The sequence below is a fragment of the Mesorhizobium sp. 113-1-2 genome, from assembly GCF_016756475.1.
Classification (GTDB): Bacteria; Pseudomonadota; Alphaproteobacteria; order Rhizobiales; family Rhizobiaceae; genus Mesorhizobium; species Mesorhizobium loti_C.
Window position 1 is genome coordinate 6,615,011 of sequence record NZ_AP023242.1, and the last position, 13,578, is coordinate 6,628,588.

Below are 13,578 nucleotides of genomic sequence, written 5' to 3' on the forward strand. Positions count from 1 at the left end.
CGATGATCGTAGACGACCAGCAAGCTGCTGTCTCGTTTCTGCTCGATCCCGCCTCATATGGCGCGGCCGGGTCAGTCGAGGCGATCGAGACCCATATCTCGCGTATTTTTCTGATCGGCGAACGCGCGTTCAAGATGAAGCGCGCGGTCAAGCTGCCCTATGTCGATTTTTCCACGCCAGCCCTCCGGCTTGCCGCCTGCGAACAGGAGGTGGATCTGAACTCGAAGACCGCGCCCGGCCTTTACCTGGGGGTGCGGCGCATCACGCAGGAAGCCGACGGTAAATTGGCTTTTGACGGTCCAGGGCAAATGGTCGACGCGGCGATCGAGATGGTCCGGTTCGATCAGTCCAAGCTTCTCGACCGCATGGCAAGTGCCGGAGAACTGACCCCGGCGTTGATGACCGCGGTCGCGCGCATGATCGTGGGCTACCACCGCACCGCGCCGACGATCCACAATGGCACAGGCTCGTTCAATCTGACTGATGTGCTCGACATCAACGAAGCCGGCTTCGGCACCAGCCACGTATTCACAAAGCCGGAGATAGAGATCTTTGCCAAGGCCTTCCGCATCGCCCTCACCCGGCATTCCGGATTGCTCGACCGCCGGGAGTCTGCGGGCAAGGTTCGCCGGTGCCATGGCGATCTGCACCTGCGCAACATCTGCGTCTTCGGAGGTGAGCCTCGCCTCTTCGATTGCATCGAATTCAACGACCAGATCGCCAGCATCGACGTTCTGTATGACCTTGCCTTCTTGTTGATGGACCTCTGGCATCGCGGTTTTCCGCAGCTCGCCAATCTGGTCATGAACCGCTATCTCGACGAAGCCGACGACGAAGACGGTTTCATCCTGCTGCCGTTTTTCATGGCGGTGCGGGCTGCCGTGCGCGCCCATGTGACGGCGACGCAAGTCGAGGAAGGCAGTGCCGACTCCGACAAGCTGACTGCGGAGGCGAGATGCTATTTCGACCTTGCCCAGACATTTCTCCAGCAAACATCACCCCGGCTCGTTGCCATCGGCGGCCTCAGTGGTTCCGGCAAGACGACCATTGCGGAGGCGCTCGCGGCCCATGTCGGCGCGCCGCCCGGCGCCCGGATTATCGAGAGCGATCGCTTACGCAAGGCGATGCATGGTGTGTCCGCCGAGACGAGGTTGCCAGACAAGGCCTATCGGCCTGACGTGTCCGAACGGGTCTATCGCCAGATTGCCTGGCGCGCCGGCCTCATTCTTTCGGAAGGCGGATCCGTTGTGGCCGATGCCGTCTTCGACAGGCCCGTAGATCGGGACAGGATCGAACGCGTCGCCGCTGACAGGGGCATCCCCTTTGCCGGATTTTGGCTGACGGCTGATCCGCTTGTGCTTTGGCGTCGTGTCCAAGAGCGCACAAGTGGCCCTTCCGATGCCACGGTCGACATCCTTTCGCGGCAGATGCAGCGGGATACCCGTCCGCTGAACTGGTTGAGCATCGAGGCCGATCGAAGCGCCGCTGAAATCGCGACGCAGATTCAGGGTTTCGTTGCGGCCGCGACTCCAGCCTCTGGACGCGAAGGGGCACTTCCGTCCGCATCGTCCCTATCGGGCGGGAGAGATCATACGCCTCAGCGTCCCGTCCCGTAGCCAGAACTGATGGTACAGGGCGGCGACGACGTGGATGCCGATGAGGATGATGAAGGCCGGCTTGTTCAGGGCGTGAATGTCGCCCCACGGATCACCCAGGTAGAAGGCGAGCAGGCCCACGATCGGCGTCGCCAGCAGCAGGAAGTAGAACAAACCGTGTGATGCATGGGCCGCGAGTTGCATCCAGCGTGGTTCCTCGTTCGCCGGCGCGGGCGCACCGTGGACAAGCCTGAGGATCAAGCGCAGCAGAACGAAACCAAGTATCGCAATGCCTACCCAATAATGGGCCGACGCCAACACCTGATCGGTTGCCGATACGAGCTGGCCTTCGCCGGCAGCATCGACGATGCCGGTCATGCTCTCACCGTAGAACAGTTGGAACAGGACGAGCAATGCAATAATCCAATGCAAAGCGACCTGATAAAATGAGTATCCTCGTATAGTTTTAGGCACGTCCATCTCCCTTATAAGGCAACACGCTGTAGTGAGACTGAAAAGATCGCGTAAGATTGGTCGAAATTCGCCCGAATCCTCCCGGAATTGTGGCAGGAACCTTACACTTTGGTATGATGGGCTTGGAGCGTCGATACCTACCGCCTGCGAAGACGAGCGGTACCGCCTCGTCACCGGACGTCCAACGTCGCAATCGACAAGCCGGTTTCGCTTGGGTGATGTGCGATCGAGAACCCAACCTCTCGGCACATCGAGAGCATCTTTACATTTTCGCTGAGCATGATGCCCTCGATCCGGCCGATGCCATCGGCCTTTGCATAGTCAACGATCCGTCTGAGCAACTCCCAGCCTAGGCCGTGGCCCTGCAGATCCGTGCGCACCAGCAAGGCATATTCGGCGACGGAGCGGTCAGGATCATAGGCTAGCCGGCTGATACCCGCCAAGGTGCCAGTGCTTGCGTCCAGAGCGACGAAAGCCATGTTGCGGTCGTAGTCGAGCTGGGTGAACCGCTGCAATGCTTGGTCGGAAAAGCTCTTGCGCGGCGAGAGGAAACGCAGGCGCAGATCGTCTGGCGAAATCCTGGCAAGGAATTCGGGATAGAGCGCGATATCGGCCGGCTTGATTGGCCGGATGCGATAGTGCGCACCACCTGTCGAAAATTCCTTCTCCCAACCCGATGGATAGGGCCTGATGGCAAGTGCCGGATTGGGTCCAGGCTCCTCCACGCGTTCGGGCTCGATCTCGACGCGGGCATCGAGCGCAACCACGCCTGCGGCGTCCGCCAGCAGCGGATTGACATCCATTGAAACGAGGCACGGAAAGTCGACAACCATCTGCGACAGCCCGTTGAGCGCCGCGATGATCGCTTGCCGATCCGCCGCCTCGCGATCGCGGAAGCCGGCGAGCAGCCGGCCTATTCGCGTTTGCCCGATCAGGTCCCCGGCAAGAACGTCGTCGAGCGGCGGCAGCGCGATCGCCGTATCGTCCATCACCTCGACCGCGACGCCGCCGGCGCCAAACAGGATGGCCGGCCCGAAGATCGGATCCCGGCTCATTCCGAGGATGAGTTCCTGCGCCTGTTTTCGCACGACCATGGGCTGAACGGCATAGCCTTCAATATCGGCTTGCGGCGCGTGCCTGCGCACGCGTGCCTCGATTGCGCGTGCGGCCTCCCCTGCGGCCTCGGCATCGGCAATGTTGAGTACCACCCCGCCAATGTCCGACTTATGCGAGATTGCCTTGGACAGCAGCTTGACGACGACCTGCTCGGACGTCTTGAGGAGCCGGCTGGCCGCGGCTTCCGCCTCTGCAGGAGATCTGGCGACGACCGTCTCGGGCACCGGGATGCCGTAGGCGGAAATTGCTGCCTTGGCTTCGGGCTCGGTCAGCATTCGCCGACCCTCCCTCGCGACCTGCCTGAATATGGAAAGCACGGCTTCCCGATCGCTCGCGACGTCCTCGCTGAGGCTCGACGGTGTACGCATCAGTGCCCGCTGGGCACGCGACCATTCACTGAGATAGGAGACGGCCGTTGCCGCGTCAGCGGGCGTTTCGAAACTCGCAATGCCGGCCTGGTGAAGGATTTGCCGCCCGGAGCGCGCCGTGCGTTCCCCGAGCCAGCAGGTCAGGACCGGTTTGCCGCCAATCATCCCGTCCCTTGCGAGTTCCGCCACCGCGCTTGCGGTGGCCAGCGGCGAGCCCAGTCCGGTTGGGCAATTCATCACCAGGACGACGTCCGTTGCCGGATCGGCCGCAACGGCTCCAACGGCGGCCTTGTAGCGCTCCGGCGGGGCGTCACCGATGATGTCGACCGGATTGGCGTGCGACCATGTCGGCGGCAATGCGGCGTTCAGGCGTTCCATGGTGGCGGGTGAAAGCACGGCCAATTCGCCTTTGCAGTCGACGAGCTGATCGATGGCCAATACCCCTGCCCCGCCGCCATTGGTGACAATGCCGACGCGGGCCTGCTTGAGGGGAGCGAAGCGGGCGATCGTTTCTGCAGCGTCAAACAGCTCGGTCAGGCCTTTGACACGCAGGATGCCGGCGCGCAGCAATGCCGCATCGACGACACGATCGGCCCCCGATAGTGCACCGGTGTGGGTCGCAGCCGCTTTGGCCGATTGCTCATGCCGACCAGATTTGATCGCGATTACCGGCTTGATCCGTGCCGCCGCGCGGGCTGCCGAGATGAATTTGCGCGGATTGGGAATGGTTTCCAGATACATTACGATGGCGCGTGTGTGCATGTCGCCCGCCAGCATGTCGAGGCAGTCGCCTACGTCGACATCCGCCATGTCGCCGAGCGAGACGATCTGCGAGAAGCCGACATTGTTGTCCGCAGCCCAGTCGATCAGCGACGTGGCAATGGCGCCGGATTGCGACAGCAGCGCGATGTTGCCAGGCTCGGCGGCCATATGAGCAAAGCCGGCATTGAGCTTCAATGGCGGTATCATCAGCCCGACCGTGTTCGGCCCGATGATGCGGAACAGGCTGGGCCTGGCGGCATCGAGCATCGCCTGGCGCAAGCCGTTCTCGCGCGTCAGTCCGGCGGTAATGACGACCGCGGCCCGTGTGCCCTTGTCACTTAGTTCGCGCACGATGCCGGGAACCGTTTCAGGCGGCGTCACGATGACGCCGAGGTCCGGTATATCAGGCAGATCGGCAGCCCCAGCATAGCAGCGTCGACCGGCGACTTGCGAGTATTTTGGGTTGACCGGCCATATCTCGCCCTCGAAGCCGCCGTTCACGATGTTCTCGAAAACGACGCGTCCGACAGAGCCCTCGCGCCCTGATGCTCCGACGACGGCAACTGACTTTGGAGCGAATGCATATTCGAGATTTCGGATCGTCACCCCTGATGTCTCCTGTTCGTTTGCAACAATCACCTGTCGAGCTTGCCCGTTCGTTGCGTTGGATCAAAGCCTTCTCGGCCTATCCGGATTACCCATTGCGCGAGTACCACGCGCTCGTCAGTGCTTGCGACATTGGCCCGCATCGTTCAAATCGGAAAAGCATTGCATGAACGAGACCATCCTGCGGCGCGCATTGCTGGTCATTGCCATCCTGGGCCTCGCCCTTGGGATCGGCGTTTGGCGAACCGGCCTGGGCAGCCTTCGGGCCGACACGATCTGGACAGTGGCGACCTTGCCCGTGGTGGTGGCTCTCGCCATCTCCATTCTGCGTGATTTCTGGATCGGCCGCTTCGGTGTCGATGTTATTGCGCTGGTGTCGATGTCCGCCGCGCTGCTTCTTGGCCAACCCCTGGCTGCAGTGGTGGTCGCGATCATGTATGCTGGCGGCACCGTGCTCGAGGATTTTGCGCGCGGCCGCGCGGAGCGGAACCTAAAGGCACTCACCGACCGGTCGCCGCGTGTCGCCCACCGAACGTCAACGCCAGGGGCAGAGACCATCCCCGTCGAAGACGTTGCTGTCGGCGACGAGCTTTTGGTTCGGGCTGGCGAACTGCTTCCTGTCGACGGCATCCTGCTTGATGCTTCGGCCTCTCTCGACGAGTCGGCGGTGAGCGGAGAACCCCTGCCGGAGCGGCGCAGCGCAGGGGATGTGCTGCGCAGCGGCACCGTCAATGCCGGCGAGACCTTCAGCATGCGGGCTTCTGCCCTCGCGGAACAAAGCACTTATGCCGCGATCGTGCGCATGGTTGCCGCAGCGCAGACCGCTAAATCCCCGTTCATTCGCATGGCCGACCGCTTTGCCCTGTTCCTTCTGCCGGTCACATTGCTGGTTTCCGGCGCCGCCTGGTATGTTTCCGGCGACCCAATCAGAGCGCTTGCCGTGTTGGTCGTCGCGACGCCCTGCCCGCTCATCCTCGCCGCGCCCGTTGCCTTCATCGGTGGCGTATCGCGCGCCGCGCGTGCCGGCATCCTGATGAAAGGCAGCGCGGCTCTGGAAGCGCTTGCACAAGTCCGAACCGCGATCTTCGACAAGACGGGAACCTTGACCATCGGCGGCGCCGAGCTCATCGAAATCGAAGCTGCACCCGGCCGCGACGCCAACCATCTGCTGCAGCTGTTGGCATCCCTGGAACAGGCCTCGCACCATGTGCTCGCCGACTCGATCATCCGCGCGGCGCGCGGCAGGCAGTTGGTGCTTTCGCATCCGCGTGGTGTCCAGGAGCATCGCGGTGCCGGCCTGAAGGGCCGGGTCGACGACATGTCGATCACCGCGGGATCGCGGGCTCTCGTGCTCGCCGACAAGCCGCTGCCCGGATGGGCGAAAAGCGGTGAAGAAAAATACCGGGGCGAGCCCGTACTCAGGGTTTTTTTAGCACTCGGCGGACGGCTTGCCGGTGTTTTCACGTTCGGCGACGCCTTGCGTGTTGATGCGCATGATGCACTCGGCAAGCTGCGCTCAGCCGGCATTGCGCGCCTGATTATGCTCACGGGCGACGACGGCGTGGCGGCGAAGCGCATCTCCGCCAGGCTCGACCTCGACGCCCTGGTCACCGATGCGACCCCTGCCCAAAAAGTCGCAACGGTCGAATCCGAGAAAGCTTCGGCGCCGACGATGATGGTCGGCGACGGCATCAACGATGCCCCGGCCCTCGCGGCCGCGACGGTCGGTATCGCCATGGGCGCACGTGGTGCGACCGCCTCCTCCGAGGCCGCCGACGTCATTGTGCTGACCGACAGGCTGCAGCCGGTTGCCGATGCGGTCTGGATTGCACGGCGAACGCGATCGATCGCCTTGCAAAGCATCATCGCCGGGCTGGCGCTGTCCGGGCTGGCAATGATCGCGGCTGCCATGGGGCAGATCACGCCGGTTGCCGGTGCGCTGCTTCAGGAAGGGATCGACGTAGCGGTTATCCTCAACGCGTTGCGCACCCTTGGCGATGGGCATCTGTGGCGCGCATAGTGGTCGAGAACAAAATCGGTGGATGGCCATGGCACAGCAAGATCTTGTGGTTTGCGGCAAATGTGGTGGGGTCAACCGCCTGCCACCCGTCCGCAACGCCATGGAGGCAAAATGCGGAAAGTGTGGAGCCAAGCTGTTTTCAGGGCATCCAGACGATGTCGATGCCGCAGCTTTCGATCATCAGATCGCGCGCAGCAGCCTGCCCGTTGTTGTCGACATCTGGGCACCTTGGTGCGGCCCCTGCAAGATGATGGCGCCGGCCTATGAAGCGGCGGCAAGCGAACTGGAACCGCATGTTCGCCTGATCAAACTCAACTCCGACAATGAGCAGGCTGTTGCCGCCAGACTCGGCATTCGCGGCATCCCGACCATGATCCTCTTTCATGGCGGGCACGCGCGCACATCCGGCGCAATGACGGCAGGCCAGATCGTCAGGTGGGTTCGCGACCGCCTGCCGACGGTCGCGGCCTGAAGTCGCCGCTCCAATGGATCCGCTCATCGCCCGGCTTGGACTGGCCCTGGCAATTGGCTTGCTCGTTGGATTGGAGCGTGGCTGGCGCGAGCGGGAGGCGCCCGATCGCAGCCGCACGGCGGGCATTCGCACGTTTGGCATATCCGGCCTGCTTGGCGGAGTTCTGGCCGCGCTCGCCAACGCGCTCGGCGCAATATCGGTGCTGGTCGGAGGCTTCATCGCCTTTGCGGCAATCTTTGCCTGGTACAAGGCGCGCGAGGCTGCCCATGACGAGGATTTCAGTGTCACGAGCGTGATCGCGGGCCTTGGCGTTTTTGCGCTGGGCGCGCTTTCGGTTACCGACGACTATCGGGCGGCTGCCGCCGGCGGCGCCGCATTGGCGGCAATCCTGGCCAGCCGAGAGGTCCTGCACGGCCTGCTGAAGCGACTGACCTGGATCGAGCTGCGATCGGCGCTGATCCTGGCCGTGATGACGGCGATCGTCCTACCCTTGCTGCCTAACCGGACGATGGACCCGTGGGGCGGTTTCAATCCGTGGGAAGTCTGGTTTCTGACGGTGCTGATGGCCTCGATTTCGTTCGCCGGCTATGTGGCTGTCCGAATTCTGGGAAATACGCGCGGCCTGCTGGTCAGTTCGCTCGCCGGCGCGATCGTCTCTTCCACCGCGGTGACCTTGGCGCTTGCCCGCAACGCCGCCTCGGCGAGCAATCCGCTACCACTCGCAGGGGCGGCATCCCTGGCAGCAATGGTTTCGGTGCTCCGCGTTTGTGCCGTGGTGCTGATCATAGAGCCAATTGTGTTGGCTTCAGTCGCCATACCGGCGATGGCAGCCGCGCTCGGCTTCGCTGTTTGCGGTGCGATGCTACTGACTCGCCACAGCGGGAATGGAGAAGGCAGCGCTATTGCGCGCAATCCATTCGAGTTGGGTCCACTGCTTCTGTTCGCCCTGCTCTTCGCGGTTGTCGCGACCGCAAGCGCTGCATTGGCAGCCCAATTCGGTGGCCGCGGCCTGCTGGGTACCTCGGCGCTGGCTGGCACGTTCGATGTCGACGTCTCGGTGCTCAGTGCCTTGCGGCTGGTCACGCATTCCGTCCCTGTCGAGACTATCGGCCAGGCGGTGCTGGCGGCACTGGCGGCAAATGCGATCGGCCGTCTTTCGCTGGCGGTATTTGCCGGGCCGATCAGGTTCTGGTTGCCGCTAGCCGGCGCAACCTTGGCCGCAGCGACCGCCGGCTACGGCGCCATGTTGTTGCTTGGTCCTGGATAGAAACGCGGCGACGGAGCCTTCCTTGACGCGGATCAAGGGCGAGGTCCAGCCACCGCTCTATAGAACTCCGTGAAAGGAGTTCGCCATGACCAGTCTGAAGGATCTCACCCCCAAATTCCGCCACGTCCGGCTGCTGCTGGCCCGTGAAAAGGGTCACCCGGAAGGCGACCGCGAAGAGGGCTACGACGTGCTGGCTCCGTTGACCGGCGAAGGCCGAATCGACGCGGAAGAGTGGAAATCGCACCGAGCCTCTTGCCGCGTTCGCCGCTTTCGCACCGGCGAGGAGGACTTGATCGGCCGGCTGAGGCGCAAGCCTGGCGGACAGTGGTACTTCGACTATGCCGAAGGCGATCGCGATGACGAGATCGGCTTCCATCTCGGCGACGAACGGTTCGTGACCGGCGAATATGTGTCGATCGAGCGCAACGGCGCCATGCACACCTATCAGGTGGCGAGGGTGGAACGCCCCTGAAGCGGCAACGTCAGGCTCCCCGGGAGTAGACCATGTCACGACGCATCCTCATTGTGGTCGGCCATCCCGACCCGTCCCCGGACCGTCTCTGCCGTGGTCTCGCCAGGGCCTATGGCGAGGGCGCGGAGAAGGCGGGGCACGCCGTTCGCCGGGTCGATTTGGCGGCGATCGATTTTCCGATGCTGCGGACAATGCAGGAGTTCGAGCACGGTTCGATTCCCCATGAGCTGAAGGAAGCGGCCGAAGCGATCATCTGGGCAGGGCACATCGTCTTTGTCTTTCCGCTGTGGCTCGGGACCATGCCGGCAATGCTCAAGGCTTTTCTCGAACAGGTCATGCGGCCGGGAATGGCTTTTGCCTACCCGGACAAGGGCGGCGGCTTCACCAAGACATTGCTTCGCGGCCGCTCCGCGCGCGTCGTGGTGACGATGGGCATGCCATCCGTTCTTTACCGGCTATGGTTTCTTGGACACGGCATCGCCGGCATGAAGCGAAGCATCCTGCATTTTGTCGGCATCAGTCCGGTGCGCGAGACCTTGTTTGGCATGGTCGCTGGCGCCAGCGTTGCGACCCGTGCGAAATGGATCCGGCAGATGCGCGACCTTGGTGAACGGGCCAGATAGTCCTCGACAGTCGATCACGGAACCAGCACGGCAGCGCCGCTCAATCTGCCTTGCCTCAGATCGTCCAACGCCTGATTGGCCTGTTCCAACGGATAGACCTTGGTATGCGTGCGCACCTGCGCACGCTTGGCAATGGGAAAGAACTCTTGCGCGTCGCGTCGCGTCAGGTTTGCGACGGAAATCAGCTCGCGCTCTTCCCACAACAAATCGTAAGGCATCGCTGGAATGTCACTCATGTGGATGCCTCCGCACACCACCCGGCCACCCTTGCGCACGGCACGAAGCGCGATCGGCACCAGATCGCCAACAGGGGCGAAGATGATCGCCGCGTCCAGCTGCTTGGGCGGTGACTCATCCGATCCACCTGCCCAGGCCGCGCCCAGCGAATGGGCGAATTCCTTTGCTTGCTCGTCACCAGGCCGGGTGAAGGCGAAGATTTCACGACCTTGCCAGATCGCGATCTGGGCAACGATATGCGCAGCGGCGCCGAAACCATAGATCCCAAGCTGCTTGCCGTCCCCGGCTTTCTTCAGGCATCGCCAGCCGATCAGGCCAGCGCAAAGCAACGGCGCAAGGGATACAGGGTCTGCGTCCGCATCCAGATCGAAGGCGAAGCGTGCATCGGCAACGACATGGGTGGCAAAGCCACCATCGCGGGTATAGCCGGTGAAATCTGGCTGATCGCAGAGATTTTCGCTATCCGCGAGGCAGTAGGGACAGTGTCCGCAAGTGTGCCCAAGCCAAGGCACGCCAACCCTGCGCCCGATCCTGGAACGCGCAACGCCCTTGCCCACGGCATCGACAATGCCGACGATTTCGTGACCGGGAACCAGCGGCAGTTTTGGGTGACGAAGATCCCCATCAATGACATGCAGATCGGTCCGGCAGACCGCGCATGCCTCGACCTTCAACCGTATCTCACCGACCCCCGGTAAGGGGTCGGATCTGTCGGCCAGTCTCAAGGGAGTGCCGATGCTCTCGAGCACCATTGCTCTCATGATGCGCCCCACGTTGCCCCGGAAACAAACGAAGCGGATTACGACCCACTCTTGGCCTTGCCGTCGTACGGCGGCCCACCGGTAAAGTACGGCGATCCCGGCAAGCTTTCGAGAACTGCGACAAGTCACCGACTCTGATCAAGGCGTTGCCTTGTTCTGCGGCCTATGGATCGACTGTGAATTCGGCCCACATGCCGGCCCCATAGTGACCTGGAACGTTGCAGATAAGCAGGTATTTTCCGGCCTTCAATTCGACGGTCAACGTGCCTGATTTGCCAGGGTCAAGTTCCGAAACTTCGCCCTTGTCGCCAGCTTTGTCTTCGTCGACCCGGTTCTCGGCCTCAACGTAGGGAAGCGGCTTGCCAGGATCGGCAAGGTACATCACGATCATTTCGTGAACGGTGTCCTTGGAGTCATTCTTCACATTGAATGTGACCTCCCCGGCCTTCACCGTTCCGGGGGAAGCCTTGATGCCCATGGTGGCCTTGGAGAAATCTATCCCCGGCGCCGCATAAGCGAGCCCCATCGGCATCTCCGCACTCGCGCCCTTGTCCCATAGCGAGATCTGGACAATCGCAGCAGCCTGGACAGCACCGGCGCTGCCGGCCATGAGCATTGCGGCGGCAAGCCCTAACGCCGCTCTCCTCGATATGGTTTTCATGACGTTCTCCTCAGGAAGGCAGCGGAAGCGCTCTACTTCCCAATTGTCATACTGCTCGTGACACCACCCGCCGTCCTTGCGCCAGATCAAATCGACCGGCGGCGAGCCGAGCCAGCAGCGTCGATGCCGCTGTCAGCCAGTTGTCAGCTTGAATTGTTTATCCCGCACCAATGACGGTCATACCGCCGTCTGACCGGACCGGTCGAAATCCACCCCTCAAGGCGCAAGATCCGCGCCCAACCACCCGAATGGAGCCATCATGTATCGCACACTTGTCCTCGCCGCACTCGCCGGGATGATTGCAGGGCCAACGCTCGCTGCTGGCGGCAGCTGCAGCACCGCCCCGAAATCACAGTTCAAACCCAAAGCTACGCTCGAGGCTCAATTGACGGGCGAAGGCCTCACCGTTCGCCAGATCAAGGTCGAGAAGGGCTGCTACGAAGTCTACGCGGTCGACAAGGCCGGCAAGAAAGTGAACCTCGCCTACAACGCAGAGACCCTTGAAAAGCTCGACAATGCCGAAGCCGGCGAAAACTGATCGGAACGCATCGGTAGTCGCGGACGCGCAGCCATCGCCGGAGATGGTGCGCGTCTGGGACCGGGTCGTGCGGAGCTTCCACTGGGCGCTGGTGCTCAGCTTCGTTACGGCCTGGTTTACCTCCCATTCCGCGGAGGACGTTCACCATTGGGCCGGCTACGCCGCTGCCGCGCTGGTCGCAATGCGGCTCTTATGGGCCGTTCTGGGCACGCCCTATGCGCGGTTTTCGCAATTCGTGCGCGATCCGGTGACGGTGCTGCGCTACCTCTCCGCAATAGCAAGTGGTCGCGAAGCCCGCTACATCGGCCACAATCCGGCAGGCGGCGCAATGGTGATCGCGCTGATTGCGGTGATGGGTTCAACCGCGCTGACCGGATGGCTGATGACAACAGACGCCTATTTCGGCGTGTCGTGGGTCGAGGCGGCGCACAGCCTTGCCGCGCATGGCTTGCTGCTGCTCGTCTTCCTCCACATTGGCGGCGTCGCACTGGCAAGCTTTCGCCATCGCGAAAACCTGGTTCGGGCGATGATCACCGGCCGCAAACGCAAGGCCGGGCCCGTTGACATCGCTTGACGTTCTGCAGCGCGCCAAGTCCGGTTCGCATCTCAACGATCACGGTGCGCACTTCGATCGCCCCTGTTCAGCGCGATCGCGGGCGCCAGCGACGCCATACGGGCGAAGTGGGTCCGACAAATGCGCTGATAATCAAAATCCGGCGTCATGGCACCAGGACAGCGGCGCCGCTCAATCTCCCTTGTCTCAGATCGTCCAACGCCCGATTGGCCTGTTCTAGCGGATAGACTTTGGTGTGCGTGCGAGTTCGCCGCAAGGAACAAGGGAAGCGGGTCATGCTCGCTTCCCTTTGACGTTCCGACGCATCAGGCGATTGTAAGGTGGTCTTCAACCATGCGCACGCCAGGCACAGCCCAGGCGGCGCGCTCTGTTGTGCGGCGTTCGGCCCAGCTGTTGACTTTGCCTTTCAGGGTAACCTTGCCGTCGGATACGTTGACTTCTATCGCTTTTGACTCGACCTCGGCATTACGCTTCAAGGCGTCTTCGATGCACTTTTTCACATTCGGCGCAGTCGCGTGCGGCATCACCTCGATGTTGTTGACGACGCCGATCACGCCGGCCAGGTATCGGATGGCGGCGAACGCGGCGGATCTCTGATACTGCCACTCCACCTTGCCGGTGAGGGTCACCCAGCCATTCTGGACTTTCACCTGGACCGCTCCGTCCGGCACGACAGTATTCCAGCTGATCGAGTGCAGAGCACGCTTGGCGATCTCGTCGTCGGCCGTCAGATTACTCCCCAAGGGCCGTACTTCGATTTCCTCCGCGATACCTTTCACACCCTTGACGCGCCGTACCGCTTCTTCCGTGGCTGCCTTCTGCGCGTAGGTCGACACATGGCCGGTCAACGTGACCACGCCGTTGTCAACGGCGATGCCGATATTGGCTGCGTCGATGCTTGGCTCGAACTCCAACTCATCGATGATGTTCTGCCTCAAAACGTTGTTGTTCATGGTTGCACCTCTTCTTGTGAGCGGGCCGCGCTCGCTCGGCTAAGGTTTGATTATGGAGAGGCGAGGTCATGTGGACGTT

Annotated in this window: 13 protein-coding genes and 1 pseudogene; 8 read left to right on the forward strand and 6 right to left on the reverse strand. The window is 62.3% G+C overall.

The genetic code is table 11. The features are described from left to right. Window positions 1-2: 2 nt before the first annotated feature. Window positions 3-1,616: a bifunctional aminoglycoside phosphotransferase/ATP-binding protein gene (locus JN279_RS32080; RefSeq protein ID WP_096454928.1), complete on the forward strand. Its 1,614-nt coding sequence runs from the start codon at window positions 3-5 to the stop codon at window positions 1,614-1,616. On the opposite strand, the gene JN279_RS32085 is transcribed toward JN279_RS32080, so the two are convergent. After that, window positions 1,572-2,009 (reverse strand): cytochrome b, encoded by a 438-nt coding sequence (locus tag JN279_RS32085; RefSeq protein ID WP_244734218.1) that lies wholly within the window; start codon window positions 2,007-2,009, stop codon window positions 1,572-1,574. The genes JN279_RS32080 and JN279_RS32085 overlap by 45 nt on opposite strands. A 230-nt stretch (window positions 2,010-2,239) precedes the next feature. After that, entirely contained in the window at window positions 2,240-4,921 is a 2,682-nt protein-coding gene (locus tag JN279_RS32090; RefSeq protein WP_202351181.1) for a bifunctional acetate--CoA ligase family protein/GNAT family N-acetyltransferase, read from the reverse strand. 166 nt (window positions 4,922-5,087) lie between these two features. Here JN279_RS32090 and JN279_RS32095 point away from each other — a divergent pair, with 166 nt between their 5' ends. From JN279_RS32095 to JN279_RS32115, 5 genes are all read left to right on the forward strand, one after another. Continuing rightward, on the forward strand, window positions 5,088-6,941 hold the full coding sequence (locus tag JN279_RS32095; protein ID WP_096454924.1) for a heavy metal translocating P-type ATPase: 1,854 nt from the start codon (window positions 5,088-5,090) through the stop codon (window positions 6,939-6,941). A gap of 28 nt (window positions 6,942-6,969) precedes the next feature. Continuing rightward, a complete protein-coding gene (trxC, locus tag JN279_RS32100; protein WP_202353841.1) occupies window positions 6,970-7,413 on the forward strand; it encodes a thioredoxin TrxC in 444 nt (147 codons plus the stop codon). 13 nt (window positions 7,414-7,426) lie between these two features. Then, window positions 7,427-8,680 carry an MgtC/SapB family protein gene (locus JN279_RS32105; RefSeq protein ID WP_096454922.1) on the forward strand — a complete coding sequence of 418 codons (1,254 nt, stop codon included), beginning with the start codon at window positions 7,427-7,429 and terminating at the stop codon, window positions 8,678-8,680. An 85-nt stretch (window positions 8,681-8,765) separates the two neighbouring features. Continuing rightward, entirely contained in the window at window positions 8,766-9,152 is a 387-nt protein-coding gene (locus JN279_RS32110) for a hypothetical protein (RefSeq protein WP_095775423.1), read from the forward strand. Between the two features lie 32 nt (window positions 9,153-9,184). Continuing rightward, the gene (locus JN279_RS32115) at window positions 9,185-9,775 is read left to right on the forward strand and encodes an NAD(P)H-dependent oxidoreductase (protein ID WP_096454920.1); all 591 of its coding nucleotides are present in this window, start codon (window positions 9,185-9,187) and stop codon (window positions 9,773-9,775) included. A 14-nt stretch (window positions 9,776-9,789) separates the two neighbouring features. On the opposite strand, the gene JN279_RS32120 is transcribed toward JN279_RS32115, so the two are convergent. Next, window positions 9,790-10,773: a zinc-dependent alcohol dehydrogenase family protein gene (locus JN279_RS32120; RefSeq protein WP_202353842.1), complete on the reverse strand. Its 984-nt coding sequence runs from the start codon at window positions 10,771-10,773 to the stop codon at window positions 9,790-9,792. Between the two features lie 163 nt (window positions 10,774-10,936). Beyond that, window positions 10,937-11,434, reverse strand: a complete 498-nt coding sequence (locus tag JN279_RS32125; protein WP_096454918.1) for a cupredoxin domain-containing protein — start codon at window positions 11,432-11,434, stop codon at window positions 10,937-10,939. A 259-nt stretch (window positions 11,435-11,693) separates the two neighbouring features. On the opposite strand from JN279_RS32125, the gene JN279_RS32130 reads away from it, so the two are divergent. Together JN279_RS32130 and JN279_RS32135 are read left to right on the forward strand one after the other, a co-directional pair. Then, window positions 11,694-11,972, forward strand: coding sequence for a PepSY domain-containing protein (locus tag JN279_RS32130; protein ID WP_096454916.1), 279 nt, complete (start codon window positions 11,694-11,696; stop codon window positions 11,970-11,972). A 43-nt stretch (window positions 11,973-12,015) separates the two neighbouring features. Next, window positions 12,016-12,546, forward strand: coding sequence for a cytochrome b/b6 domain-containing protein (locus JN279_RS32135; protein ID WP_096458766.1), 531 nt, complete (start codon window positions 12,016-12,018; stop codon window positions 12,544-12,546). A 145-nt stretch (window positions 12,547-12,691) separates the two neighbouring features. Here JN279_RS32135 and JN279_RS38965 read toward each other — a convergent pair. Then, window positions 12,692-12,790, reverse strand: a pseudogene (locus JN279_RS38965) (alcohol dehydrogenase); the annotation flags it as partial. 61 nt (window positions 12,791-12,851) lie between these two features. Then, entirely contained in the window at window positions 12,852-13,499 is a 648-nt protein-coding gene (locus tag JN279_RS32140) for a BON domain-containing protein (RefSeq protein ID WP_096454914.1), read from the reverse strand. Window positions 13,500-13,578: the final 79 nt, after the last annotated feature.

Bases quoted from the DNA above. Each gene is read 5' to 3' on its own strand.
- JN279_RS32110 (WP_095775423.1), top strand. From the start codon at position 8,766: ATGACCAGTCTGAAGGATCTCACCCCCAAATTCCGCCACGTCCGGCTG.
- JN279_RS32115 (WP_096454920.1), top strand. From the start codon at position 9,185: ATGTCACGACGCATCCTCATTGTGGTCGGCCATCCCGACCCGTCCCCG.
- JN279_RS32080 (WP_096454928.1), top strand. From the start codon at position 3: ATGATCGTAGACGACCAGCAAGCTGCTGTCTCGTTTCTGCTCGATCCC.
- JN279_RS32125 (WP_096454918.1), bottom strand. From the start codon at position 11,434: ATGAAAACCATATCGAGGAGAGCGGCGTTAGGGCTTGCCGCCGCAATG.
- JN279_RS32095 (WP_096454924.1), top strand. From the start codon at position 5,088: ATGAACGAGACCATCCTGCGGCGCGCATTGCTGGTCATTGCCATCCTG.
- JN279_RS32105 (WP_096454922.1), top strand. From the start codon at position 7,427: ATGGATCCGCTCATCGCCCGGCTTGGACTGGCCCTGGCAATTGGCTTG.
- JN279_RS32120 (WP_202353842.1), bottom strand. From the start codon at position 10,773: ATGAGAGCAATGGTGCTCGAGAGCATCGGCACTCCCTTGAGACTGGCC.
- JN279_RS32140 (WP_096454914.1), bottom strand. From the start codon at position 13,499: ATGAACAACAACGTTTTGAGGCAGAACATCATCGATGAGTTGGAGTTC.
- JN279_RS32130 (WP_096454916.1), top strand. From the start codon at position 11,694: ATGTATCGCACACTTGTCCTCGCCGCACTCGCCGGGATGATTGCAGGG.
- trxC (WP_202353841.1), top strand. From the start codon at position 6,970: ATGGCACAGCAAGATCTTGTGGTTTGCGGCAAATGTGGTGGGGTCAAC.
- JN279_RS32135 (WP_096458766.1), top strand. From the start codon at position 12,016: ATGGTGCGCGTCTGGGACCGGGTCGTGCGGAGCTTCCACTGGGCGCTG.